Source organism: Streptomyces sp. 6N223 (genome assembly GCF_052246635.1).
Lineage (GTDB): Bacteria > Actinomycetota > Actinomycetes > Streptomycetales > Streptomycetaceae > Streptomyces.
The window spans coordinates 43797-68879 of sequence record NZ_JBQQCA010000025.1 but is presented as its reverse complement, the minus strand read 5'-3'; the positions used below and the strand labels follow the sequence as shown (position 1 = coordinate 68879).

General features: G+C 71.4%; 24 protein-coding genes. 7 read left to right on the top strand and 17 right to left on the bottom strand.

The features are described 5' to 3' along the window. The first annotated feature begins 5 nt into the window (after positions 1–5). Positions 6–1100 (top strand): phosphate ABC transporter substrate-binding protein PstS, encoded by a 1095-nt coding sequence (gene pstS, locus ACTWQH_RS17390; protein ID WP_443287491.1) that lies wholly within the window; start codon positions 6–8, stop codon positions 1098–1100. Here pstS and ACTWQH_RS17385 read toward each other — a convergent pair. The 5 genes from ACTWQH_RS17385 to ACTWQH_RS17365 form a co-directional block, all read right to left on the bottom strand. Continuing rightward, a complete protein-coding gene (locus ACTWQH_RS17385; RefSeq protein WP_443287490.1) occupies positions 1087–1893 on the bottom strand; it encodes an ABC transporter permease in 807 nt (268 codons plus the stop codon). The two genes, pstS and ACTWQH_RS17385, sit on opposite strands and share 14 nt — an antisense overlap. Next, complete coding sequence (locus tag ACTWQH_RS17380; protein WP_443287489.1) at positions 1890–2888, bottom strand: ATP-binding cassette domain-containing protein; 999 nt, start codon at positions 2886–2888, stop codon at positions 1890–1892. The genes ACTWQH_RS17385 and ACTWQH_RS17380 overlap by 4 nt, the downstream gene beginning before the upstream one ends. Positions 2889–2928: 40 nt before the next feature. Continuing rightward, positions 2929–3843, bottom strand: a complete 915-nt coding sequence (locus ACTWQH_RS17375) for a DUF4097 family beta strand repeat-containing protein (protein ID WP_443287488.1) — start codon at positions 3841–3843, stop codon at positions 2929–2931. A gap of 89 nt (positions 3844–3932) precedes the next feature. Continuing rightward, positions 3933–4469, bottom strand: coding sequence for a hypothetical protein (locus ACTWQH_RS17370; RefSeq protein ID WP_443287487.1), 537 nt, complete (start codon positions 4467–4469; stop codon positions 3933–3935). Between the two features lie 315 nt (positions 4470–4784). Further along, the gene (locus ACTWQH_RS17365) at positions 4785–5636 is read right to left on the bottom strand and encodes a helix-turn-helix domain-containing protein (RefSeq protein ID WP_443287486.1); all 852 of its coding nucleotides are present in this window, start codon (positions 5634–5636) and stop codon (positions 4785–4787) included. A 269-nt stretch (positions 5637–5905) separates the two neighbouring features. Here ACTWQH_RS17365 and ACTWQH_RS17360 point away from each other — a divergent pair, with 269 nt between their 5' ends. After that, positions 5906–8401 carry a helicase-associated domain-containing protein gene (locus ACTWQH_RS17360; RefSeq protein WP_443287485.1) on the top strand — a complete coding sequence of 832 codons (2496 nt, stop codon included), beginning with the start codon at positions 5906–5908 and terminating at the stop codon, positions 8399–8401. A 220-nt stretch (positions 8402–8621) separates the two neighbouring features. Here ACTWQH_RS17360 and ACTWQH_RS17355 read toward each other — a convergent pair whose 3' ends face one another. The 8 genes from ACTWQH_RS17355 to ACTWQH_RS17320 all read right to left on the bottom strand — a co-directional run bounded on the left by ACTWQH_RS17355 (position 8622) and on the right by ACTWQH_RS17320 (position 14841). Then, complete coding sequence (locus tag ACTWQH_RS17355; RefSeq protein ID WP_443287484.1) at positions 8622–8924, bottom strand: hypothetical protein; 303 nt, start codon at positions 8922–8924, stop codon at positions 8622–8624. Next, complete coding sequence (locus tag ACTWQH_RS17350; protein ID WP_443287483.1) at positions 8924–9163, bottom strand: DUF7848 domain-containing protein; 240 nt, start codon at positions 9161–9163, stop codon at positions 8924–8926. Before ACTWQH_RS17350 ends, ACTWQH_RS17355 begins: the two co-directional genes overlap by 1 nt. A 314-nt stretch (positions 9164–9477) precedes the next feature. Further along, positions 9478–10308, bottom strand: a complete 831-nt coding sequence (locus tag ACTWQH_RS17345; RefSeq protein WP_443287482.1) for a helix-turn-helix domain-containing protein — start codon at positions 10306–10308, stop codon at positions 9478–9480. Next, the gene (locus ACTWQH_RS17340) at positions 10301–10831 is read right to left on the bottom strand and encodes a DUF6879 family protein (protein ID WP_443287481.1); all 531 of its coding nucleotides are present in this window, start codon (positions 10829–10831) and stop codon (positions 10301–10303) included. Before ACTWQH_RS17340 ends, ACTWQH_RS17345 begins: the two co-directional genes overlap by 8 nt. After that, a complete protein-coding gene (locus tag ACTWQH_RS17335) occupies positions 10818–11021 on the bottom strand; it encodes a hypothetical protein (RefSeq protein ID WP_443287480.1) in 204 nt (67 codons plus the stop codon). Before ACTWQH_RS17335 ends, ACTWQH_RS17340 begins: the two co-directional genes overlap by 14 nt. A gap of 248 nt (positions 11022–11269) precedes the next feature. Then, complete coding sequence (locus ACTWQH_RS17330) at positions 11270–11848, bottom strand: recombinase family protein (RefSeq protein WP_443287479.1); 579 nt, start codon at positions 11846–11848, stop codon at positions 11270–11272. A gap of 269 nt (positions 11849–12117) precedes the next feature. Beyond that, positions 12118–12864 carry a hypothetical protein gene (locus tag ACTWQH_RS17325; RefSeq protein ID WP_443287478.1) on the bottom strand — a complete coding sequence of 249 codons (747 nt, stop codon included), beginning with the start codon at positions 12862–12864 and terminating at the stop codon, positions 12118–12120. A 408-nt stretch (positions 12865–13272) separates the two neighbouring features. Beyond that, positions 13273–14841: a recombinase family protein gene (locus ACTWQH_RS17320; RefSeq protein ID WP_443287525.1), complete on the bottom strand. Its 1569-nt coding sequence runs from the start codon at positions 14839–14841 to the stop codon at positions 13273–13275. A gap of 117 nt (positions 14842–14958) precedes the next feature. On the opposite strand from ACTWQH_RS17320, the gene ACTWQH_RS17315 reads away from it, so the two are divergent. Further along, on the top strand, positions 14959–16620 hold the full coding sequence (locus tag ACTWQH_RS17315; RefSeq protein ID WP_443287477.1) for a DNA repair helicase XPB: 1662 nt from the start codon (positions 14959–14961) through the stop codon (positions 16618–16620). A 161-nt stretch (positions 16621–16781) separates the two neighbouring features. Continuing rightward, on the top strand, positions 16782–17750 hold the full coding sequence (locus ACTWQH_RS17310) for an arabinan endo-1,5-alpha-L-arabinosidase (RefSeq protein ID WP_443287476.1): 969 nt from the start codon (positions 16782–16784) through the stop codon (positions 17748–17750). Here ACTWQH_RS17310 and ACTWQH_RS17305 read toward each other — a convergent pair. Continuing rightward, entirely contained in the window at positions 17743–17928 is a 186-nt protein-coding gene (locus tag ACTWQH_RS17305; RefSeq protein WP_443287475.1) for a hypothetical protein, read from the bottom strand. The two genes, ACTWQH_RS17310 and ACTWQH_RS17305, sit on opposite strands and share 8 nt — an antisense overlap. Before the next feature lie 248 nt (positions 17929–18176). Here ACTWQH_RS17305 and ACTWQH_RS17300 point away from each other — a divergent pair, with 248 nt between their 5' ends. The 3 genes from ACTWQH_RS17300 to ACTWQH_RS17290 all read left to right on the top strand — a co-directional run bounded on the left by ACTWQH_RS17300 (position 18177) and on the right by ACTWQH_RS17290 (position 23045). Beyond that, positions 18177–20249 (top strand): HelD family protein, encoded by a 2073-nt coding sequence (locus ACTWQH_RS17300; RefSeq protein WP_443287474.1) that lies wholly within the window; start codon positions 18177–18179, stop codon positions 20247–20249. A gap of 33 nt (positions 20250–20282) precedes the next feature. Continuing rightward, complete coding sequence (locus ACTWQH_RS17295) at positions 20283–20978, top strand: HD domain-containing protein (protein ID WP_443287473.1); 696 nt, start codon at positions 20283–20285, stop codon at positions 20976–20978. 174 nt (positions 20979–21152) lie between these two features. After that, positions 21153–23045, top strand: a complete 1893-nt coding sequence (locus tag ACTWQH_RS17290; RefSeq protein WP_443287472.1) for a right-handed parallel beta-helix repeat-containing protein — start codon at positions 21153–21155, stop codon at positions 23043–23045. On the opposite strand, the gene ACTWQH_RS17285 is transcribed toward ACTWQH_RS17290, so the two are convergent. The 3 genes from ACTWQH_RS17285 to ACTWQH_RS17275 all read right to left on the bottom strand — a co-directional run bounded on the left by ACTWQH_RS17285 (position 23032) and on the right by ACTWQH_RS17275 (position 25000). Further along, positions 23032–24273: a Cmx/CmrA family chloramphenicol efflux MFS transporter gene (locus tag ACTWQH_RS17285; RefSeq protein ID WP_443287524.1), complete on the bottom strand. Its 1242-nt coding sequence runs from the start codon at positions 24271–24273 to the stop codon at positions 23032–23034. The genes ACTWQH_RS17290 and ACTWQH_RS17285 overlap by 14 nt on opposite strands. 89 nt (positions 24274–24362) lie before the next feature. After that, on the bottom strand, positions 24363–24635 hold the full coding sequence (locus ACTWQH_RS17280) for a DUF4031 domain-containing protein (protein ID WP_443287471.1): 273 nt from the start codon (positions 24633–24635) through the stop codon (positions 24363–24365). Next, the gene (locus ACTWQH_RS17275) at positions 24632–25000 is read right to left on the bottom strand and encodes a hypothetical protein (RefSeq protein ID WP_443287470.1); all 369 of its coding nucleotides are present in this window, start codon (positions 24998–25000) and stop codon (positions 24632–24634) included. Before ACTWQH_RS17275 ends, ACTWQH_RS17280 begins: the two co-directional genes overlap by 4 nt. Between the last annotated feature and the right edge of the window lie 83 nt (positions 25001–25083).

Below are 25083 nucleotides of genomic sequence, written 5' to 3'. Positions count from 1 at the left end.
GGGGGATGATCGGCATGCGGTACCGGCTCACCACGGCGGCCGTCGCGCGCGGCGCGGCGGCCGCCGTGGCCCTCACGACAACTCTCGCGGGATGCCAGGCCGACGACGGCACGGTCACCCGTGGCACGCTCACCGGCCAGGTGCACGGCTCGGGCGCGACGTTCCCCAACCCCATCTTCCAGGAGTGGATCCGGCACTACACCTCCAGCATCGAGACCGGCGTCTCCATCGACTACGACTCCATCGGCTCGGGCGGCGGCATCGAGCAGTTCCTCCAGCAGACCGTGGACTTCGGCTCCTCCGAACGGTATCTGGAGGAGAGCGAGCTCCAGGTTGCCCAGGAGGTGCGCGGCTGCCCGGCGGTGCAGTTCCCGGTGCTCTTCGGCTCGGACGTGATCGCCTTCAACGACCCGGAGCTGGACGGCATGGTGCTGACCGCGGAGGCTATCGCCCGCATCTACGACCGCCAGATCGTCTACTACGACGACCCGGCCCTCGTTGAGCTCAACCCGGAGATGGACCTGCCGCACCGGGAGATCATGCCCGTCCACCGCTCCGACGGCTCCGGCACCACCTACGTCTTCACCCACTACCTCGCCACTGAGGTCCCTTTCTGGGCGGAGAAGTACTCGGAGGGCACGGACATCGGCTGGCACGAGGACACGCTGGGCGGCGACGGCAACGAGGGCGTGACCGCCACCGTGCTCGGCACCCCCGGGGGGCTGGGCTACGTCAACCAGGCGTACGCCATCCAGAACGACCTGGCCACGGCGTGGGTGGTCAACGAGGACGGCAACGCGATCGAGCCGAGTCTTGAGGCCACCACCATCGCCTCCGAAGTGGCCCATATCCCCGACAACTTCCAGTTCAACCTCGACAACATAGGCGGTGAGGGCTACCCGATCGCGGGCGCGAACTGGGTCCTCGCCTACGCATGCGGCTACGAGGACGAGGTGGCCGACGTCCTGAAGGACTTCTGGACCTGGGCCGTGGACGACTCCCAGGCCGACGCGCTCGCCACGGACCTGGGCTACGCCCCCATGAGCCGGTCGCTGCGCGGGCGCGTCCTGCGGGAGATCGAGCGGATCAACTCCGAGTGAGCGAGCCACGGTAGAAGGCCGTCCGCGCCCACACGTACCCCGCCAGTCCGAGCCCCAGGCACCAGGCCAGGGCGGTGATGCCGCTGGTGCCTATCCCGGTGCCCATCAGCAGGCCGCGCAGCGTCTCGATCATCGGGGTGAAGGGCTGGTACTCGGCGAACCAGCCCAGCGCGGACGGCATGGACTCCGCCGGGACGATGGCGCTGCCCAGGAAGGGCAGGAACTGCAGCGGCATCGGCATGTTGCTGGCGGTCTCCGGGGTCTTGGCGATCAGGCCCATGCCGGCCGCCAGCCACGTCAGGGCGAGCGTCAGCAGGGTCAGCAGCCCGGCCGCGGCCAGCCATTCGACGGGCGTGGCGTCGGGCCGGAAGCCGACCAGGAGCGCGACGCCGATGACGAAGACCAGGCCCACGAGCGTCGGGATGACGCTGCCGACGACGTGCCCGGTGAGGAACGACGCCCGGGATATCGCCATGGTGCGGAAGCGGTTGACGATGCCCTCGGTCTTGTCGACGTTGACGCCGACCGCGGCGGCCAGCGACCCGGAGGTCGCGGCCATCAGGATGATGCCCGGGGCGACGTAGTCGATGTAGTCGCCGCCCTCGGCGGTGACCGGCGAGGCGCCGGTAATGCCGCCGCCCAGCGCGTTGCCGAAGGCGTAGTTGAACAGCAGCAGCATCATGACGGGCATCAGGACGACCGCGAACGTCAGAGAGGGGTACCGCAGCGCGTGCTTGAGGTTGCGCCGCAGCATCGTCCACGAGTCGCTGACGGCGTAGGAGAGCGTGGTCATCGGGTGGGCTCCTTCGCGGCGTTGCCGGTGAGGGTGAGGAAGACGTCGTCGAGATCTGGAGTGTGCACGGTCAGCTCCTCGGCCGTGACGCCGGCGCCGTCGAGGGCCTCGAGCACGGCCCGCAGGGTCGGGATGCTGCCGTCGCCGGGGATGTGCAGGCTGAGCGCGTCGGTGTCGGGCTTCATGGTCACGGGGTCGAACAGGGCCGCCGCGGAGCGCAGCCGGCTCTCGTCCGCGAACCGCAGGCGTATGTGACCGCCGGGGATGCGCCGCTTGAGCTCCTCGGCCGTGCCCTCGGCGACCAGCGTGCCGTGGTCCAGCACGGCGATGCGGTCGGCGAGCTGGTCCGCCTCCTCCAGGTACTGCGTGGTCAGGAAGATGGTGACGCCGTCGGCGACCAGGCCGCGGATGATCTCCCACATGGTGCGGCGGCTGCGCGGGTCCAGGCCGGTGGTCGGCTCGTCGAGGAAGATGACGCTCGGGTCGCCGATCAGCGTCATCGCCAGGTCCAGCTTGCGCCGCATGCCGCCGGAGAAGGTGACGACCGGCTTGGCGGTCGCCTCGGACAGCTCGAAGCGGCGCAGCAGGTCCCCAGCCCGCCGCCGGCCCTCGCGGCGCGGCACGTGGTTCAGGTCCGCCATGAGCATCAGGTTCTCCTCGGCGGTGAGCAGGTTGTCCACCGCGGAGAACTGGCCGGTGACGCCGATCGAGGCGCGCACGCCCTCGGCGTCGCGGAGCAGGTCGCACCCGGCGACCGATGCCTGGCCGGCGTCGGCCGGGATGAGGGTGGAGAGGATCTGCACGGTGGTGGTCTTGCCCGCGCCGTTCGGCCCGAGCAGGGCGAAGATCGTGCCCTCGGGGACGCACAGGGCGATGCCGTCCAGCACCCGGTGGTCGCCGTAGGACTTGGTCAGCCCCGTGGCGGTGATCGCCGGCGGGCGGCCGTCCGCGGCGGATGCGGCTGCGGCAGCGGGGGCAGCGGAGGAGGCGGTCATGGCGGCGAGCCCTTCTCTCGGGAGGCTGTTGTGGAGGCTGTCAGGGGCGCTTGTCGCCCGAGCGGTGGATGATGATGTCGCCGACGCCTGTGCGGGCCCGCACCTCGACCGTCTTCTCCGACGGGTCCGGTCCCTCGGCGGCCCCCAGGGAGTTGCGCACCGCGCCGAAGCGGGTGTGGACGTCCAGCCAGGCGGCGGTGGCCTCGGGGATGCCGACCTCCACGTTGCCCGCCCCGCCGTGGAGCTCGGCCTTGCCGCCGGAGATCTCGCCGACGCGGATGCCGCCGTTGGCGGTCTTGGCGACGACCCCGCCGTGCGCGATGTCCACGGAGACGCTGCCGTTGGCGCTCTTCACGTCCACGCCGGAGTGGGCGACGCCGATGACGACGCTGCCGTTGGAGGAGCGGACGCGCAGTTCGCCGACGACCTCGCCGATGGCGGTCTCGCCGTTGCCGTTCCGCACGACGGCGACGCCGGTGACCTCGCCGATCTCGACCCGGCCCATCCCGGAGGCATCGGCTTCGCCGGTCGCGCGGTCCAGACGGATGTCGCCGTGGCTGGTCTTCAGGTGGGCGTTGGCCGCCTCCTCGACCTGGATGTCGCCGAGCCCCGTCTTCAGCCGCACCTCACCGAGGCGCCCTGTGCAGGTGACGTCCGCCAGCGACGAGGTGGCCTCGACACCGGAGCCGGCCGGCAGCTCGACGCTGATGTCGAGGGAACCGCTGGAGCGGCTGGGGCCGAACATGGCGGGCTTCATGGGCCCCTTCACCAGCAGCCTGCCGTCCGAGCAGGTCACCTTGGTCTGCTGCGCGTACCGCACGTCGGCCTCGCGCGTGCCGTCGGTCGGGAGCACCTCGACGACGGTGTCGTCGCGCGCGCTCGCGGTGATCCTGACGGAGCCGAGCTCGAACTCGACGGTGGCGGAAATGGGTTCGGGAGTATCGAAACGAGGCATGGGGGTACCGTCCTCACGGCTAGGGTCTGCGTTCCCGCTGGTAGGGCGGGTGATGATGATGGATCGACAGATCGGGAGGGTGAGGGCGGCTAGCGGACCCACCCCTGGAATCCCTGCCTGCCCCCGCGCCGGCCGCGACTTCGGGGGGCGGCGCGCTCGCCGCCGGGCTCCAGGGCGGTGGCGACCGCGCGCACCAGCCAGGCGTTGACCGACAGGCCCTCGGCACCGGCCGCGCTCTCCACACGGGCCTTGAGGTGCGCGGGCAGCCGGAAGTTGATCCGAGCGGTGGCGCCTTCGTCACCCTCGGCGGCAGGAGGCGGAGCCGTGGGCGCGGGCGCCGGCCCGTGGCCCTCGGCGGGCTCGTACTCGAAGATCTCCTCGACGGGCGGCGCCGTCACCACGAACTCGGGGTCCAGCCCCCGCAGCCGCACGTCCACCGAGCCCGGGGCCAGGTCGCGGGTGACCTCGCTCATGGCGGCGGACAGCGCGTTCAGCAGGGTGAGGCGGACGGCCGACTCCAGCGGCGTCGCGAGCCGCTCGGCCAGGGCACGGGCTTCATCCCCGGCCGCGTCGGCCGCGACCGCGAGCTCGTGCCGGAGATTGTCGACGTACGGCGTGAGATCCATGACGCCAGCATGGCACACGCATGGCACCACCGCAAGCCATCATGGCACCATTTTCAGCGCCACTCGTCGCCAGGGGATGCCGCGAGGCGCCATTCCCCGACGCCATTCCGGCGCCGTGCGGGGTAACGAGGCACCATCCGCCCTGGTCAACAGCCGGGCCCCGTGCCGCGCCCATCGCTGGCGCCACACGGCGGCACCACACGGCACCACACGGCACCACGCGGCGCCACCCAGGCGCCACTCCACTCAGCCACCCCCAGCCCCAGCCCGTCGAAACCCCCGCCTTCGCCGCCGCGATGAGCGCGGCTCAGCCCCTCACATCTCCCGCGCGACGTGGTAGATGAGCTGCCGCGACTCCTCCTGGTCCAGCGACACGCTCCCCGTGCGGCCCAGGAACTCCCGGTACGCCGCGATCTGCGTGTCCGAGTCCAGGTACCGCCCGCCGATCGGCCCGTCGATCTGCACGGTGTCCAGCTGCGGCACGACGCCGTCGGCGTAGATCACCGCCTGCGTCATCTCGTAGAACTCCTCGTTCGTGAACGGCACCACCCGCACCGTCACGTTCGGCCGCTCGCCCATCTCCATCAGGTGCTCGAGCTGCCTGCGCGCCACCGCCCGCCCCCCGAACCGCATCCGCAGCGCCGCCTCGTGGATCGTCGCCTCCAGCAGCGGCGGATCGTCCCGGTCCAGGATGTCCTGCCGCCGCATCCGGTGCTCGGTGCGCGCGTCGATCTCCTCCGCCGACAGCCGCCGGCTGCTGCTGAACAGCGCCCGCGCGTAGTCCTCGATCTGCAGCAGGCCCGGCATCGTCACCGTCTGCACGGTGCGCAGCGCGACCGCGTGATGCTCCATCTCCGCGATGTCCATGAATCGCGGGGCAAGAATGCTCCGGTACTCGTCCCACCAGTACTGCCCCCGCCGCTCCCGCGCGATGGTGCACAGCGCGTCGAGCAGCGCCTCGTCCTTGCACTCGTAGAACGCCGCGAGCCTCCGGATGCGCTCCTCGCTGACGCCGATCCGGCCCGACTCTATATGGCTGATCTTCCCCTGGTCGGTGCCCAGCATCTCGGCGGCCTCACGCGCCGTCCGCCCGGCACGTTCCCGAAGTTTCCGCAACTCCGCACCAAGTCGGGCCTGTCGAACGGTGGGATTCTCCCTCGGCGGCATCGCGCATCCGGTCCTTCCTTTGGCTGGACCCCGAGTCTGCCGCCCCATCACCCCCTGCGTCCACTCACGCACATCGCCGCACATAAGGGTCAGCGCGCCGCACCCCGGCGGCACCGGCCACCACCGCCGCCACCGCCGGGCAGGGGCACCACACACCACCACACCACGGGAGGGCGTAATCATGCCCCGACCGGTCTCCGGCCAGCCGCGGCGCGCGGCTCCCACCCGGGCCGTGCCGGAACGCCCCCGATCCCGGTACCGTAGGGCGGATGACCCCTGGGACCAGCGGCGCCGGGGACGCCCGCCCCCACCACCGCACACTCGCCGACGAGCTGCGCGCCCGAGACGACGAGGAGCTGGCCGGTCTGCTGCGGGCCCGGCCCGACCTGATCTCGCCCCTGCCCTCCGACATCTCCCAGCTCGCCACGCGCGCCGCCACCCGCGTCTCCGTGCTGCGCGCCCTCGAACGCCTCGACACCTTCGCCCTCCAGACCGCCGAGGCCCTGGCCGTCGCCCCGCAGCCCTGCCCGCGCGCCGCCCTCGACGCCCTCCTCCCCGGCCCCGACTGCGCACGCCAACTGCCGCACGCCCTCGACACGCTGCGCCGCCACGCCCTGGTGTGGGGCGCCCCCACCGCGCCCCGCCTGGTCCGCACCGCCCGCGAGCTGCTGGCCCCCACCGCCGAACGCCCCAGCCCCACCGGCCTGGGCCCCACCCTGGCCGAGGCCGCCGGCCGCGTCTCCCCCAGCCGCATGCAGCAGCTTCTGGCCACCGCCGGGCTGCCCACCACCCACGACCCCGTCAGCGCCGCCGCCGCGCTCGCCGCGCTCTTCACCGACGCCGACCGCATGACCGCCCTCCTCGACCAGGCGCCCGACCGCTCCCTGGCCGTCCTCGAACGCCTCCTGTGGGGCCCGCCCTACGGCTCCGTCCCCGCCGACCCAGGCCCCGACGTGCGCTGGCTGCTCGACCGGGGCCTGCTGCTGCCGCACACCCCCGGCACCGTGGTGCTCCCCCGCGAGGTCGCGCTGGGCCTGCGCGCCGACCGCCACGGCGCCGGCGCCCACCGCGAGCCGCGCCCGCTGCCGCCCGAGCTCGCCGGCCGCGCCCACCACGGCCCCGCCTCCGCCGACGCCGCCGCAGGCACCGCCGCGCTCGCCGCCCTCACGACCGTCGACACGCTGCTGACCGCCTGGCAGACCGACGGCCCGCCGATGCTGCGCTCGGGCGGGCTCGGCGTACGCGACCTCAAGCGCGCCGCCGTCACCCTCGACGTGCCCGAGCCCGAGGCCGCCTTCTGGGCCGAACTCGCCTACGCCGCCGGCCTGCTCGCCTCCGACGGCGAGGCCGACGAGCGCTACGCCCCCACCCCGGCGTACGACGACTGGCTCGCCCAGCCGCCCGAGCGGCGGTGGCTGCGCCTGGCCAACGCCTGGCTCGCCGCCACCCGCGTCCCGGCCCTCGTCGGCAGCCGCGACGCCAAGGGCCGGCTGCACGCCGCGCTCGGCCCCGGCCTGGACCGCGGCCCCGCCGCCGAGCTGCGCCACCGCATCCTGGCGCTGCTGGCCGGCCTCCCGCCGGGCACCGCGCCCGAGCCCGGCGCGGTGCAGGCGCGCATCCGCTGGGAGCTGCCGCGCCGCATGCCCGAGGAGCTGCGCACCCAGATCACCGGCGCCACGCTCGTCGAGGCCGAACACCTCGGCATCACCGGCCGCGGCGCCCTCGCCTCCTTCGCCCGCTCCCTCCTCGGCGGCGGGGATCACGAGGAAGCGCACGCGGACGAGCACGCGGACGAGCACGCGGACGAGCGCGAGGGCAGGGCCCGGGCGGATAACGCCGGGAAGCTGCTCGCCGCCCACCTCCCCACCCCCCTCGACCACTTCCTCCTCCAGGCCGACCTCACCGCCGTCGCCCCCGGCCCGCTGGAGCGCGACCTCGCCCAGGCCATGGCCGTGGCCGCCGAGGTCGAGTCGACCGGCGGGGCCACCGTCTACCGCTTCACCCCGCACTCCGTACGCCGCGCCCTCGACGCCGGCTGGAGCGCCGCCGAGCTCCACGCCTTCCTCGCCGAACGCTCCCGCACGCCCGTGCCGCAGCCGCTGACGTACCTGGTCGACGACATGGCCCGCCGCCACGGGCAACTCCGGGTGGGCGCCTGCACCAGCTACCTGCGCTGCGACGACGAGACCGCCCTCACCCAGCTGATGGCCGACCGCCGCGCCGCCGCCCTGCGGCTGCGCCGCATCGCGCCCACCGTCCTGGTCTGTGCCGCGCCGCCCGACACGCTGCTGGAACGCCTGCGCGAGCTGGGCCTGGCGCCCGCCGCCGAGGCCGCCGACGGCGCGGTCGTGACCCTCGGCGCCGCCGCCCGCCGCACCCCGCCGCGCACCGCGCCGCACCCCGTGCCCGACGTCTCCGGCGCCGACACCGACCCCGCCCTGCTGGCCGCCGCCGTCCGCGCCCTCCGCGCCGGCGACCACGCCGCCAGCGCCGCCCCGCACCCGGCCGGCGCCCGCGTGCCCGAGCCGTCCGGTCTCCCGCCCCGCACCTCCGCCGCCGAGACCCTCGCCACCCTCCAGTCGGCCGCGCGCAGCGGGGCCCTGGTGTGGATCGGCTACGTCGGCGCCGACGGCATCGCCGGCCAGCGCGTCCTGGCTCCCGTCCGCGTCGAGGGCGGCTTCGTCACCGGCTTCGACCACACCGCGGAGGAGATCCGCACCTACCCCCTCCACCGCATCACCGGCAGCCACCCGCTGGCCCCCTGACCGTCCCCGGACCGCTGCCGCCGGGTGCGACACTGGAGGCTTGGCCGCGATGACCCGCATCGCCCGAGGAGGCAGGAGACAGGAGACAGGACGCATGGAGACCGGGCCGCTCATCGTCCAGGCGATCAAGCGCGATACACACACTAACAGTTGAGCCCGAGCCGTATGCCATTTCCGCAGGTCGAGACGGGTAACGAGTGCGTAGCAGGGTGCGGGCGTCTCAGGCGCCGGGCGTCGGTGGGCGCGTCGGACGAGGCGGCCGTCCAGCGGGCCACCACGTGCCCGGCTCACGGTGCGGCAGAGGACACGCGGGCGCGCAGCCGTACAGCCGCACGTCGTTACCGCGCCGGTCGGGAACGCTGCCGAGGTAGCGCGCGTGGACGCCGATGCGGTTGCCGCACAGCGCGCAGTCGATACCGGTCTGTTGGCGCATGGTGAGCCGTTCCAGGCTGGGCAACTTCTCACCCTGCGCGGCGTCGGCGTCCTGGTGCTGCGTCTCGGAGCGTTCAGCGGTCGCTCTCATCAGCGCCACGCCCCCGGCTCGACCTTGTAGGGCCGGGTTATGTGCTCGCGGTAGCGCACGTGCCCGGGTTTCTTCTTCAGGTGCACCAGCGCCCACCCGGTGCCCGCGTCGGACCTGCCAGTGATGCCGCACGTTACGCCGCACGTCACGCACTCCATCACGAAAGTGACGGGCTCAGCGTCGGGGCCGGTATCCGGCATGATCGTGTGCTCACGGAATCGGTAGACAGCGCGCGTCACGAGGGCACCACCCCCGCAGCGTCACGCGCGTGTTCCATCCGACGCACCATCTCGCACGACTCGTGAACGGTGCACGTCTCGCATTCCAGCCTGTGCAGGAGGTACGCGGATTCAAGCTGGCTGATGTCTACCTTACGGGGGCATTCGGAGACTTCGACGTGGGAAGGTTCAGCGCTCATACAGCGGCCACCTTCCCGAATACCAAATCCAAAACAGGGGCACTCGTCAAAGTGCCGCAGCGACAACACGTCATGGGGGCCTGCCTTGACTTCGACAGTGAGTGGCCTCACCCTATGGGAGATAGGCAGACCCAACTAGCCGCTTTCCTGTTCCCGCAAAAGCTCATTGCGTAGTTCTTCGAGCATTTCGCGCATCTCATCCCCGTGCAGCGCCACAGCGGAGAACCGTTCGAACTTCTCTACGTACTCGGCAACGTCCCTCGGGTCAGTCACCACGATCTCAGCGTGAACTGTCTCCACGGTTACGGTTCGATCGTCTCTTATTACGAATGCATGGTTCGCAATGTCGTTCTGATTGGCAGTGAAGGGAACAATGCCAACGTCAACGTTGGACAGCCGAGAGAGCGAGATAATGCGGTCAACCTGTTCCGCCATCCTGGCAGGCGACACGATGCGCCATCGAAAGACGTTCTCAGTGATGATGAACTGTAGGTCTTTGCCCGCGTCGTACAGTACCCGCTGACGCTCTAGGCGCGAACGAGTGGTCTTATTTAGGACATCCTCCGTGAGACCATGGCGCGACAGAATGGCATGGATATACTCGGGCGTTTGCAGAAGTCCCGGGATCAAGGCAGGCTGCAATACCTTTAGTCGCGTCATCTGCGCCTCAAGGGCTCTGACCTGTTCTTGCGCCCTGTGGAGCCCCATTCGCTGAATAAGGCGCCAGGCCGTTGCCTCAGTTTTCTCCGCTCGCGCTTGCTCAAGATATTCCGCTTTGACTTCATCAGATACGCCGATCGCCGTGAGGATGCGCTCAACGTCCGCGACCGACGGAGTTAGCTTCCCAGTCTCTATCTTGCTGAGCTTACTTACAGACATGACAGAACTCCGGGCAACCGCTTTGGCTTCCCTTCCAGAAGCTTTCCGCAGTGCCCGGAGTGCTGCGCCCAGCTCTCCCTTAGTCACCGCCGTATTTGTCCCACCATTCGGTGAACGGCTGCGCGTTTCTAAGGGCTGCATCCCTGTAGGCGACAAACTCTGCCGCTCGTTCCTCGGGGAGAACTTCGGAGCCGAGAAAATTCCCCGCGCCATCGTAGCGCATGACACCTACGGCTGATTCATCGAAAATCCAGAAGTCTCCTACACCTTCCAGTGGATTGGGCCGCTCCGTAGTGTCGAGAATGAAGAACTCTTCACCCCCGAGCATGTTCGTCCGATAGCCCCATCCCAATTCGAAGCGCAGATACGGAGTCAGTGGCCGAGAGAGGATGTGCACGCGATAAACGCGCTTTCCCTCGTTCACGTATCCGCGAACCTCCGACACCCAATCGGAGTTGTAGCCTTCAGACTTGCCCTCTCCGGCAAGAAACGCCTTGTACGCTTCAACGCTACCCGACTTGCTGTAGTCGTCCAGCGTTTCGAGCCGGAACGCCTCACGTTCGAACGAGTCGAAAAGCTCTCCGAGAGTGAGAGGCTTAGATGAGCCCATCGGCAATTGCCTTCTTGATCAGCGACAGCGGGATTTCTACGACGTCTTCGTGTGCAGGCAGCGTGAGCCCGTGGTCGTCCGTGCGGTCACCACGGACCAGCAGCGTCCCACGATCCGTGGCATAAAGCGTGGGGCAGTCCTTCTTGTCACAGGCGTTGGGACACTCCGTCGCGAGCATCCGAAGCTTCATGGCACCCTCCCAGGGCTTCCCTTGGCGCGTTCCCGTTACAGCCTTCCCCGACGCCCAGGGGGCGGCAAGAGGGAAGGTGTTGCGGGAACAGGAAAACGGGCATCCGTACCATAGTCATACCCGGAGAGCCGTACACGGACAGACCTGCTATTGGCCCCCGGTACGCGGGGCAGCGTGGAGGGGGTCACTCCCCACGCACAGCAAGAGACCGCCCACCGATCGGTAGACGGTCTCTGGTTGGCGCTCCGCTACTCGGCGTCGGACAGCGCGCGGTACAGCGTCGCGCGGCTCACGCCCAGTGCCTTGGCTATCGCGGTGACGCTCTCCCCCTTGGCACGGCGCGCCTTGGCCGCAGCGAGCTTGTCAGCGTCCATGACGGCCGGTCGTCCGCCCGTGCGTCCCTGCGCCCGCGCTGCCTCCAGTCCGGCGCGCGTACGGTCCTTGATCAGAGAGCGTTCGAACTCCGCCATGGCGCCCACGACTTGGAGCATCAGGCGCCCGTCCGGCGTGTGAGGGTCGATGCTCGCGAGCGCGCCCGTGAGGACCTTGAAGCCGATCCCGCGCTCAGCAAGGCCGTCCACCATGGTCACCAGGTCGATAAGCGACCGTGCGAAGCGGTCGAGCTTCCACACGCACAGCGTGTCGCCGGGGCGGAGGTAGTCCAGCGCGGCGGCGAGCTGCGGGCGGTCGGTGTTCTTGCCGCTCGCCTTGTCGGTGAGGACTCGGGAGCAGCCAGCCTCAGCGAGCGCGTCAAGCTGTAGCTGCGCCTCCTGGTCGTCGGTGGAGACTCGGGCGTATCCGATGAGGTGACCGGTGTTCGTCGTCATGACCCTATCGTCTCATTACTCGTCTCAAAACTCCAAGCGTTTCGGACTGGTTCTGAGACGAGTTTTGAACGCCCCGGAGGCACGTCGGCAGGGGTCGGCGTGACCGTCTCAGAAACCATCGTTTCTAAGACGCCCTGACAGCGATCACTCAGCGCAACACGCCCCGGAACAAGGCGCGTTGACCACTCGTGGCGCGCTCGTGAGCTTGTGAACCCGTACAAGGTCCGACCTGCCAAGACTGTGCGGTCTCGGCGGGAAGGCACGGGGGGTCACTCCCCAGGGACCGACTCGGACAGCGCCACGCCGCGCCAACCCTCGTAGCCCGCCAACTTCCGGCGCGTGCCGAAACGACGGTCCATCGCAGCGAACAGCAGACGCTTGCCCGTCCGCACGCCCAGAGACCGGGCCAGCACGGGCTCAGCAACGCTGAACGCCTCCCACACGACCGACGCACGCACGTGGGCACTGCGCGGGCCGGGCGTGAGCCGAGCAACCCACTCGGCAGGGTCACGCATCGGAGCGCGGAAGGCGTCGAACTGTGAGGCCAGCGAGAGGAGTTGCGTAGCACGGGTGTCGGACGCCGACAGGATCTCACCCGACACGGCCTTCAGCGCGTCCAGGATCTCCAGGTCAAGCGCGCCGTCCGGGATCACGATGCGCTTCGCTTCCTCGTCCTTCTCGATGGCCTGCCGCACCAACAGGTCTCGCGCTCCCGGGTCCATGTGCGGCTGGGAGAACGCGGTTTCGAGCCTGCGAACCTCCTCCATCAGCGCGGCGCGGCGCTCTTGCTCGGCGATGACCTGTCGGTCCTCGAAGTCCCGCACGTCCCCGACGAGGCGCCCCAGCCACTCACCCACGCCCCGGCGTATCAGCGGCAGGTCCCGCCACTCCCCGCCCGGCGTCGTCCAGCTCGATCCGTTCCACCTGTACGGGACTTCGCTGCTGGCCTTGTCGGCGTGCTGCGCGGCGAACTCCAGCGCGCGGCGAGCGGCAGCGTCATCGATGTACTTCGCCAACGTCTCAAACCCCCAATTCAGACATCTCTAGTCATTCACTCCCGCTGTCCGCAAGATCGCGCAGCGATCGAGGACCACAACAGGTGAACCAAGGTGAGCCAACAGACGCCGATTACCACCCTGGGAGTGACCCACTGAACAGCAATAACGCCAGTTCAAAGCATGGTTAGGTGAAAAGAGAGCACAAAACAAACCATCTATCCCCCATGTGGCGTTAAACCAAAATGGCCTTCGTTCCGTCATCCGTCACTAGTTTCGTCATTCCCGCTGGTCAGCGCGTCGCGTCTGTCCCGAGCCTACGCCGACGCTCCGAGCGACGCCCCGCGCGTGGTGGTGCGCGCCTGGGGACGCGAACGGCCCGTCACCGGAGGTTCCCAGCAACGGGCCGCGAACGGCGCTCAGACGGGCTTACGGCGCTGCCTGTTCCTGTGCTTCCCGCTCGACAACTTCCCGGACGGCAGCCTCAACGTCCTTGCCGTCCGCGTCAGCGCGCCGGATGACGCCGTCTTCTCCGAAGAAGATCGAGAAGCGCGACGGGTCAAGGCGCGGCCCGGCCTTCTGAGCGGGCGCCACCTGCACGAACGTCCCGGCGTCGAGCAGTAGGTCACGCTTCCCCGCGATGTCCGCCTCTTCCCACAGCTCTGCGTACGTCTTGCCGGTCGGTACCGCCTCCACGCCAGCGGGCTTCGCGTTGCGCTGTTTCTCCTTCAGGGACGCTAGCCGCTCCTCCAGCTTGGCGTACTGCGTCGCGTACCGGGCGGCGCCGTCCTCACCCTTGAACAGGCCGCGCTCGTACCGGTCCTTCTCAAGATCGCTCAGCGCATCCTCTGCCTGCCGGATCTGCGGGCGGAAGTCCTCTCCCGCGTGCTCCACCATCCGGACCACGGGAAGCCCGCCGAACGTGGCGAGGAACTGAGACGTGATGTGCGCTTCCGTCGTCTTTCCGGCGATGGAAGGTCCGTAGCACTTGCCCCGTACGCCCGTGCGCTGACGGTGCTTCAGACGGCCGATGCAGCGATACCGGAGCTGTCCCTTGGCTCCGATGAAGGCGTACATGCGTGAGTCGCACACCCCGCAGTACAGGACGCCTCGGAGCAGCGACGTGCCCTCTCGGCGCTTCTCTCCGGGGTGGGCGCGCCGCTTGAGTTCGTCCTGCAAGGCGTGCCACGTGTCCATGTCGAGGATCGGCGGGCGGTTGACCAGCGGCAGCCCGTCCGTCCGCAGGATCGGCTTGCCGTCCTCGATGACCTGTCCGAGTAACTGCGGATTGGTGAGCAGGCTCTTGAGCGTGGTCGTGTACCACTGCTTCGAGTCGCTGCGCTTGCCCGTGGACTGGCGCGACGAGTGCCCCGGCGAGGGGATGTCGGACTTGCTGAGGTCTACCGCGATCTTCATGAGCGAGTCCTTCGCCAGAACCCGCTCAACGATCATGTGGACCGTCTTGGCCTCTTCCGGGTTGACCTCCAGCACGCGCCCGGCGCCGTTCGGGTTGGGGGCGACTCGGTACCCGTACGGGATACGCCCGCCCGTCCAGCGTCCCTCTCGGCGCAGGTGCTCGTGGGCGTTGGAGACGCGCATACCGATGGTGTCGGACTCCAGCTCAGCGAAGACCGCGATGACCTTCGCCATGGCGCGCCCCATGGACGATGTGAGGTCGAGCGGCTCGGTGGCCGATGCGAGCGCGACACCCTGCCTCTCCGACAGCTTCATGATCTCTGCGAAGTCCACAGTGGACCGTGCCAGGCGATCGATCTTGTAGAAGACGATCACGTCGAACTCTGCGAGACGCTGCAAGATCCGTTGCAGCCCCGGACGCTCCAGGCCGCGCGAGAAGCCCGACACGTCGATGTCCTCTTCCACGGCCACGACGGTCCAGCCGCGCGCCTCACACAGCGCCTCACAGGCCGCACGCTGCCGCTCCGGGGAAGTGCTCTCCTCAGTCTCCCGCGATAGGCGAACATAGATAGCGGCGCGCATCCCGGGCGCGCTGGCCGGAACGCCCTTCCGGCGTCGTGCACGGGGCAGCGCCCGAGCCGTACCCATTGCGGCAGGTGCTTCACTTGTCACGGGACGATCCTATCTGTGGAGGTGTGCGTGTCCTGCTTGATCGTGCAGAGCGACAAGACGCTGCTGCTGGAGGTGGACCACGAGCAGGCCGAGGCGTGCCGGCAGGCCATCGCGCCGTTCGCGGAGCTGGAGCGGGCGCCCGAGCACATCCACACCTACCGCGTCACCCCGCTCGGCCTGTGGAACGCCCGCGCAGCCGGGCACGACGCCGAGCAGGTCGTGGACGCCCTCGTCACCTACTCCCGCTACCCGGTGCCGCAGTCGCTGCTCGTCGACGTGGCCGAGACCATGGCGCGGTACGGGCGGCTCACCCTCGCCAAGCACCCCGCACACGGGCTGGTGCTGTCCACCACCGACCGTCCGGTGCTGGAGGAGGTGCTGCGCTCCAAGCGGATCAAGCCGCTGGTCGGCGCCCGCATCGACGCCGACACCGTGGCCGTGCACCCCTCCGAGCGCGGCCAGATCAAGCAGATGCTGCTCCGGCTCGGCTGGCCCGCCGAGGACCTGGCCGGGTACGTGGACGGCGAGTCCCACCCCATCGAGCTGGCGCAGAACGGCTGGTCGATGCGGCCGTACCAGATCCACGCCGTGGACGGCTTCTGGCACGGCGGCTCCGGCGTGGTCGTGCTGCCCTGCGGCGCGGGCAAGACCCTCGTCGGCGCGGGCGCCATGGCCCGGTCGAAGTCGACCACGCTGATCCTGGTCACCAACACCGTCGCCGCCCGCCAGTGGAAGGCGGAGCTGGTACGCCGCACCTCCCTGACGGAGGAGGAGATCGGCGAGTACAGCGGCGCCCGCAAGGAGATCCGCCCGGTCACCATCGCCACCTACCAGGTGCTCACGACCCGCCGGAAGGGCGTCTACCCGCACCTGGAGCTGTTCGACTCCCGCGACTGGGGCCTGATCATCTACGACGAGGTTCACCTGCTGCCCGCGCCGGTCTTCAAGTTCACCGCCGACCTCCAGGCCCGGCGGCGCCTGGGCCTGACCGCCACCCTGGTCCGGGAGGACGGGCGTGAGTCGGACGTCTTCTCCCTCATCGGGCCCAAGCGCTTCGACGCGCCGTGGAAGGAGATCGAGTCCCAGGGGTACATCGCGCCCGCCGACTGCGTGGAGGTCCGCGTCGACCTGACCGAGTCCGAGCGGCTGGCGTACGCCACCTCCGAGCCGGAGGAGCGGTACCGCTTCTGCGCCACGACGGACGCGAAGCGGCGCGTCACCGAGACGCTGGTGCGGCACCACGCCGGGCAGCAGACGCTCGTCATCGGGCAGTACATCGACCAGCTCGACGAGCTTGGCGAGCGGCTCGGCGCGCCCGTGATCAAGGGCGACACGACCAACGCCCAGCGCGAGCGGCTCTTCAACGCCTTCCGCGCGGGCGAGATCGCGGTGCTCGTCGTCTCCAAGGTGGCGAACTTCTCCATCGACCTGCCCGAGGCGACCGTCGCGATCCAGGTCTCGGGGACCTTCGGCTCCCGCCAGGAGGAGGCCCAGCGGCTCGGCCGCGTGCTGCGGCCGAAGGCCGACGGCCACGAGGCGCGCTTCTACTCCGTGGTGGCGCGCGACACGATCGACCAGGACTTCGCGGCGCACCGGCAGCGGTTCCTGGCCGAGCAGGGGTACGCCTACCGGATCATGGACGCGAGCGAGCTCGCGACGGCCGGCGAGGGCGAACTCGACGGGGTGTAGGCACCACACCCCCGGAAGGGGACGGCCCGCACGCGCCCGGCCACCCCTTCACAGGGCGGGTGGCCGGGGAGGTGTGGCGGCAACCTCTTGCCCCCTCGGCGGGCACTCCTTTTACGGACTCGCTGCCGCACACCAGTCCGTAGCGTAAGGAGACCCGCCACGTGAGCCGCACACGCACGAAGCACACGCTCCTCACCGCCCTCGCGGCACTGCTCAGCGCCGCCCTCGCTGCGCTGCTGTGGCCGTCGAGCGCACAGGCCGCTCCCCTGCCGGTCACCGGGGACATCGGCATCCACGACCCGTCGATGGTCGCCACCTCCGGGGGCTACGCCCTCTACGGCTCCAACAACCTGCTGGACGCCCGCACCTCCCCCGACCGCGCCGCGTGGACCAACGCCGGCTCGGCGTTCACCGGACCGCAGGACTGGTGGTCGGCGTACTCGCCCGAGCAGAGCCCGTGGGCACCCGACGTCCACCTCGTCGACGGCACGTACTACATGTACTACGCCGTCTCCAGCTTCGGCTCCAACACCTCCGCCATCGGCCTGGCCACCTCCGAGACCGGCCTGCCCGGCAGCTTCACCGACCACGGCGAGGTCTACAGCACCAACGCCGACTCCGACCACAACGCCATCGACCCCTACCTCCTCATCGACGACGACGGCACCTGGTGGCTGGCGTTCGGCTCCTGGTGGACGGGGATCAAGATGTTCCAGCTGGATCCGGCCACCGGAATGCGCGCGGAGAACTCCGAGCTCCACTCCCTCGCCTCCGCCGAGGGCGGCATCGAGGGCCCGGCCCTGGTGAAGCACGGCGACTACTACTACCTCTTCAGCTCCTACGGGGTCTGCTGTCAGGGCACCGACAGCACCTACAGCATCCGCGTCGGCCGCTCCGAGAGCCCGACCGGCCCGTTCACCGACGCGAACGGCGCCAACCTGCTCGACGGCGGCGGCACCACCGTGCTCGCCAGCGACGGCCGCCACATCGGCCCGGGAGGCCAGTCCGTCCTCAGCGACGCCGACGGCGACGTGCTCGTCTACCACTACTACGACGGCGAGGACAACGGAGCCGCCAAGCTCGGGCTCAACCTGATCGACTGGAGCAGCGGCTGGCCGGTGGTCAGCTGACCCGCCGCCCGGCCCGCTCCTCCTCGACCCGGCCGAGTATGACGACCTCGAACGCCGCGCCCGCCATCACGCGCAGCGCACGCATGGCGTTCCCTATCAGATGCCGGCCGTGGTGATCTTCTGCCCCGGTGGCCGTGGCCGTGGCTCCGGCCACCGGGTGGACACTTAGCGCACTCATGTCACCAAGGGTGCGTCTGACCAGGGCTCCGACACATCGGACCAAGGTCCCATTGTCCGCTTCGCCCTCTCCACCCCTGGGCCGATCGTCCCCTAGGGAAAACGGTTTGCGCGCCCCTGAGGGGTGCGCCTAGGCTCCCGTGCTCTGCCTCCGCCCGCGCCGCTCCCGCGCGCCGGGCCGGAGCCGACCGCACGGCAACCGGTCGGCAGCCGCCTCGTACAACTCCCGTACCGCAGGAGCCTTTCGCCGTGCCCGGACAACCCGGAAAATCCTCAGCTCCCTCCCCTCTCGATACCGAACGCGCCCACCTCGCCGCCTCCCGCGCCGCGCTCCGCGCCATGCGCGCCGACGCCGAAGCCCTCGACATCCGCGACGTGGCCGCGAACTGGGTCAACGCCGAGGTGCTCGCCTCCGAGATCGAACTCCGCATCAAGTCCCTCGCCGACCTCGCCGGCACGCCCCTCTTCTTCGGCCGCCTCGACTACGACCACTCCCTGGAGGACTCCGGCCACCGCTTCTACATCGGCCGCCGCCACGTCCACGACGCCGACGGCGACCCCATGGTGATCGACTGGCGCGCCCCCATCTCCCAGCCCTTCTACCGCGCCTCCAAGCGCGACCCGCAGGACGTCGCGCTGCGCCGCCGCTTCGGCTACGACGGCGGTGAGCTCACGGCGTACGAGGACGAGCACCTCACCGACCCCTCCGAGGAGGCCAGGAGCAGCGCCCTCCTCCAGCGCGAGATCGAACGCCCCCGCGTCGGCCCCATGCGCGACATCGTCGCCACCATCCAGCCCGAGCAGGACGAGATCGTCCGCGCCGCCCTCACCGGCACCGTCTGCGTCCAGGGCGCCCCCGGCACCGGCAAGACCGCCGTCGGCCTGCACCGGGTGGCGTACCTGCTCTACGCCCACCGCGAGCGGCTGGCCCGCAGCGGCACCCTCGTCATCGGCCCCAACAGCTCCTTCCTCCGCTACATCGAGCAGGTGCTGCCCGCCCTCGGCGAGCTGGAGGTGCGGCAGACCACCATCGACGACCTGGTCTCCCGCACCACCGGGATCGAGGTGCGCGGCGCCGACACCCCGGCCGCCGCGCTGGTCAAGGGCGACGCGCGCATGGCCGAGGTGCTGCGCCGCGCGGTCCGCTCCGGCGTGCGGATGCCGGGCGAGGGCGTCGTGGTGGTGCGCGGCTCCCGCCGCTGGCGCGTCCCGGCGTACGAGCTGGAGCAGATCGTCCGCGAGCTGCTCGCCCGCGACATGCGCTACGGCGCCGCCCGCGAGGCGCTGCCGCAGCGCATCGCCCACGCCGTGCTGATCCGCATGGAGCAGGCGGGCGAGGCCCCCGACGACCGCGTGCAGAACGCCGTCGCCCGCACGCCGGCCGTCAAGGCCGTGGTCAAGGAGTGCTGGCCGCTGGTCGACCCGGCGAAGCTGGTGCTGCGGCTGCTGGGCGACGCCGACTTCCTGGCCGAGCAGGCCGAGGGGATCCTCACCGCCGACGAGCAGAAGGAGATCCTGCTGCCCAGGCCGCCCCGGGGCGTGAAGTCCGCGCGCTGGACGCCGGCCGACGCCGTGCTGATCGACGAGGCGCGCGACCTGGTGGAGCGCACCGGCTCCCTCGGCCACGTCGTGCTGGACGAGGCGCAGGATCTGTCCCCCATGCAGTACCGGGCCGTGGGCCGCCGCTGCTCCACCGGCTCGGCCACCGTGCTCGGCGACATCGCGCAGGGCACCACGCCGTGGGCCACCCCCGACTGGGCCACGGCCCTGTCCCACCTGGGCAAGCCGGAGGCGGCGGTCGAGGAGCTGACGCAGGGCTTCCGCGTGCCGCGCGCGGTGATCGAGTACGCCTCCCGGCTGCTGCCCGACATCGCCCCCGGCCTCGCCGAGGCGACCTCCGTCCGCGACTCCGCCGGCTCCCTCACCGTCCGCCGCGTCGCGGCCGCCGCGGAGCTGGACGCCGCCACCGTGGCCGCCTGCCGCGAGGCTCTCGCCCACGAGGGCTCCATCGGCCTGATCGCCGCCGACGCCCGCCTCCCCGCGCTCGCCGCCGCCCTCGCCGCCGCCGGCCTCATCCACCTCTCCCCCGGCGAGGAGACCTCCCACAGCGCCCGCCTGACCCTGGTGCCCGCCTCGCTCGCCAAGGGTCTGGAGTACGACCACGTGGTGCTCGACGAGCCCGCCGCCGTGGTCGACGCCGAGCCGGACGAACGCACCGGCCTGCGGCGGCTGTACGTGGCGCTCACCCGCGCGGTCTCGGGCCTGGCGATCGTCCACGCGGCGCCGCTGCCGGAAGCGCTCGCGGGCGGCCCTGCCATCTGATCATCTCCTCCGTCCGCGCTTATGCTTGGGCCCATGACGTCCGGCCATGGTCATGACGAGAGACCCGGCGAAATCCCTGGTGACAAGCTTGTCAACGAGCGCGCGCTGCTCGACCGCCTGACCGCCTTGCTCGGCCAGGGAGCCGCGCCGGTGGGGCGCGAACTGCTGGCCCGCTGGTCGGAGCCGCACCGGCGCTACCACACCCTCTCGCACCTGGCATACGTGCTGGCCCGCCTGGAGGAGCTGGGAGCGGCCGAGTACGCCGCCGACCCGGAGGCGGTGGAGCTGGCGGCCTGGTTCCACGACGCGGTCTACGACCCGTACGCCGCCGACCCGGACAACGTGGAGCGCAGCGCCCGCCTCGCCGAGCGGCTGCTGCCCGCCGCCCGCCGCGCCGAGGTGGCCCGGCTGGTGCGCGTCACCGCGGGCCACGACCCGGCGGAGAACGACACCAACGCCGCCGCCCTGTGCGACGCCGACCTGGCGGTCCTGGCGGGCCCGCCGCGCGAGTACGCCGCGTACGCCGCCGAGATCCGCCAGGAGTTCGGCTTCGTGCCGGACGACACCTTCGTCGAGGGCCGCGCCGCCGTGCTGCGCCAGCTCCTCGCCTCGCCCCGGCTCTTCCGCACGCCCTATGGCGCCGCCCACTGGGAGGCCACGGCCCGCTACAACCTCAGGAGCGAGCTGCGGCTGCTGAGGAGCTCTCAGGCCGACGGGCTCGCGGGCTGACGGGCCGACGGGCCGACGGGCTGACGGGCTGACGGGCCGACGGCTGACCGGCCTCGCACGGGCCGGCATCCGGCACCATCGGCCAGGGGCCCATGGACGATCGGCGGATGCCCGCGCCGGGCCGCCCCCGTGAGACTGCCTCGTGATCTTCCCGACAGAGAGGGCAGTCACATCATGAGGACGCACAGGAGGAGCCGCCGGGCGCGGGCGGTGGGAGCGGGGGTGGCGGTCGCCGGACTGCTCGCCGCCGGGTACGCCATGACGGTCGCCGCCGCGCCGCACGGCGAGCCGGACGGCGCGACGCGGCTGTACGTCGCCCCCTGGGGCGACGACGACTGGCCGGGGACGGCGGAACGCCCCTTCGCCACGCCCGCGGGCGCGCAGCGGGAGGTCCGCGAGCGGACGGCCGGGATGGACGAGGACATCGTCGTCAGCCTGCGCGGCGGGACCTACCGGCTCGCCGAGCCCCTCCGCTTCTCGGCGGCCGAGGGCGACGGCGGCACCGGCGGACACCGCGTCGTCTACCAGGCGTACGGGTACGGCACCCCGCACCAGGAGCCGGTCACGCTCAGCGGCGGGCGCGCCGTCACCGGGTGGCGGCCCGCCGCGGACGGCCCGGAGGGCGTTCCCGAGGGCGTTGCCGAGGGCGTGTGGCGCGCGGACGTCGGCGACCTGGAGACCCGCCAGCTGTTCGTGGACGGCCGGCGCGCGGAGCGGACCGCGCTCGGCGGCGGCCTGCCCGGCGAGGCGATCAGGATGCCGGAGGGGTACGCCACCCGCAGCACCGCGCCGCAGTCCTGGCAGCGCCCCGAGGACATGGAGCTGGTCTTCAACGGCGGCGAGGAGGGCCTGCCGTACTCCGAGGCCCGCTGCGGCGTCGGGGGCATCGCGGGCGACGCCGAGTGGACCATGATCAGGGTGGACCAGCCGTGCTTCGACGACCTCGCGGAGATGTACGACAACGAGGTGGAGGGCAGCGTGCCGCCCGCGCCCACGGACGTCGAGAACAGCCTCAGCCTGCTGCGCGAGCCCGGCACCTGGTACCTGGACCGCTCCGAGCCCGGGCACCACGTGCTGTACTACCTGCCGCGCCCGGGCGAGGACCCGCGGCACGTCCCGGTCGTCGCGCCCGCGCTCCAGACGCTGGTGCGGGGAGAGGGCACGGCCGACGCCCCGCTGCGCGACATGGCCTTCCGGGGGCTGACGTTCTCCCACGCCACCTGGCTGGCGCCCGACGAGCCGACCGGCTTCCCGCAGATCATCGGCAGCTGGTACTGGACCGGGGGCGCGCTCGCCAGGATGCCGGGCCACGTCACCTTCCACCGCGCCGAGCGGATCACCGTCGAGGGCAACCGCTTCACGCGGCTGGGCGGGCAGGCCCTGACCCTGTCGGCGGTGGGCCCGGGCAACACGGTGCGGGGCAACGCCGTCGCCGACGTCTCCGGCGGCGGCGTGGAGGTGCACGGCTCCGGCGCCGGCAACCGGGTCGTGGACAACCGGGTGCGCCGCGTCGGCACCGACTACCGCAGCTCCATCGGCATCGTCCTCGAGGGCCCGCCGGACTCGACCGTGGCGCACAACCAGGTCAACGACGTGCCCTACACCGGCATCTGGGGCGAGTCCCCGCGCGGCCTGCGCGTCGTGGGCAACCTCGTCTTCGACGCCGTCACCGAGGTCCCCGACGGCGGCGGCATCTACCTCCCCTTCGCCCAGGGCACGTCCTTCGACGACGGCGCCGTGGTGCGCGGCAACGTCGTGCACCACGCCACCGGCGTCGGCCTCTACCCCGACGTCGGTGCCGACTGGGTCGCCCTGGAGCGCAACGTGCTCTACGGCAGCGAGTACGCCGTCAGCGGCGTCGAACCCGGCAGGATCACGATCGCGGACAACTACTGGGACAACGGCGAGCCGTACTGGTGGCCGGAGGACACGCCCACGGACGGCGTCACCCTCACCGGCAACACGCTGCTGCCGCGCGCGGACGCGGCGGCGGAGGCGGCCTGCCGCGCCGACCCGGCCTGCGCCGGCATCCTGGCCGACGCCGGGCCGCGGCTCAGCGCTCCCTGACCCGCTCCCTGACCCGCTCGCGGCGGTTCGTCGTCGCCTCCGACTCCGACGACCCGCCGGCGACCACGCGCGAGCGGCTGGCGTCCCGGGCCTGGAACGCGACGCCGACGACCGACCCGGCCACCAGCGCTGCGCCGACCCAGGCGGTGGCCACGTAGCCGAGCCCGGAGCTGATCACCAGGCCGCCGATCCACGGGCCGAGGGTGTTGCCCGAGTTGAACGCCGAGGTGACCGTGGCGCCGGCCAGGGTGGGGGCGGTCGCGCCCGCGACGTTGAAGACGCGGGCGTTCAGGCCGGGGGAGCACAGGAAGGCGCCGAAGCCCAGCAGGCCGGAGAGGGTGACGGCGGCGGCCGGGGAGTGCGCGGTGAGCGCGAGCAGCACCAGGATGCCGGTGGCGGCGCCGAGCCCGGCGTACAGGGTGCCGAACATGTGGGCGTCGGCGATCCGCCCGCCGATGACGGTGCCCAGCAGCGCGCCGGCCCCGTACAGCACGAGCGTCACCGGCACCCAGCCCTCGCCCAGGCCCGCGACGTCGGTGAGCAGCGGGGCGAGGTAGGAGAAGAAGCACATGGTGCCGGCGGCGAAGAGCGCGATGGTGACGATCGCCAGCCACACGCGCGGGTCGCGGTACATCCGCACCTCGGCCCGCAGCCGGGGCGGCCGGCCCTCCCCGTGCCCCGGCTCGGTGCGGGGCACGAACAGCACCACGCCCACCAGCCCGACGGCGGTCATCAGCGCGACCGCCCAGAACGCCGAGCGCCAGCCGAGGTGCTGGCCGAGCACGGCACCGGCGGGCACGCCGACGACGGTGGCGGTGCTGAGGCCCCCGATCATCACCGCCAGCGCCCGCGCCCGCGCGCCCGTCGGCACCAGCGAGACGGCGACGGTCGCGCCGACCGCCCAGAACCCGGCGCAGGCCAGGGCGCTGAGGACCCGGCAGGCGAAGAGCACGGCGTAGGTGGGCGCCAGCGCCCCGACGACGTGGCCGAGGCCGAAGACGACGAGCAGGCCGATGAGCGTCAGCCGCCTCGGCAGCCGCTGCGTGGCGGCGGCGAGCAGCGGGGCGCCGACGACCATGCCGATGGCGAACGCGGATATCAGCAGCCCGGCGGTGGGGATCGACACATCCAGGTCGTCGGCGACCTCGGGGAGCAGGCCGGAGAGCATGAACTCGCTGGTGCCGAGCGCGAAGACGGCCAGCCCCAGCACGTACACGGCCAGCGGCAGCCGCCCGCCGGCCCTCTTGGGCCCCGGGTGGGGTGCCGGGGTGTGGGCGGCGCGGGGGTCCGGGGGCGGAGCGCCCGGGTCGGGACCCGTCACGGCCGCCTCCCGGCGTGCCGGCGCCGCCTCAGGCCGGAGGCCGTGAGGCGGCGGACCAGCTCCCGGCTGCCCACCGCCACCGCGCCCAGCCGCACCGCCTCCGCATACCGCTCGGCGGGCACGTCGTAGTGGTCCCGGTCGAAGGCGCGAGGCGGCGCGCCCAGACGCGCGGCGAAGGCGTGCAGCTCGGCGTAGGAGGCGTCGCTGACCAGGTGGGACCACATCCGGCCGTGGCCGGGCCAGCTCGGCGGGTCGATGTAGACCGTCACGGGACCCGCCGCTGCCCCAGCCCGCCGATGGGGGCGACCACCTGTCCCGTCGCGGCGCACACCCAGTGCGGGTCCTCGCCCACCTCGGGCTCGACCTCCAGCGGGTGCACCTCGTCGGTGTAGCACAGCGGGCAGCGCGGCCAGCGGCCGTACCGCTCCAGGAGCGCGTCCTGCATGTCCTGGGCGAGCAGCCCCGGCACGTACGCCGCGCCGTCCGGCCACTGCTCGCACCACCATCGGCGGTGGGAGACCGCCTCCTCCAGGAGGGAGACCTCTTCAGGGCCGGCGACCCCCTCGGCCGTCAGATCGGCCAGCACCAGGGCCCGGCCCCGGTGTATGGCATCTTCCGAAGATCGCTGCTCCATGTCCACCATTGGACCAGACTTCCACGCAACACTCCCCGGGGGTTGACGGGGCAATCGACCGAAAATACGTTTCACCCGTGAGG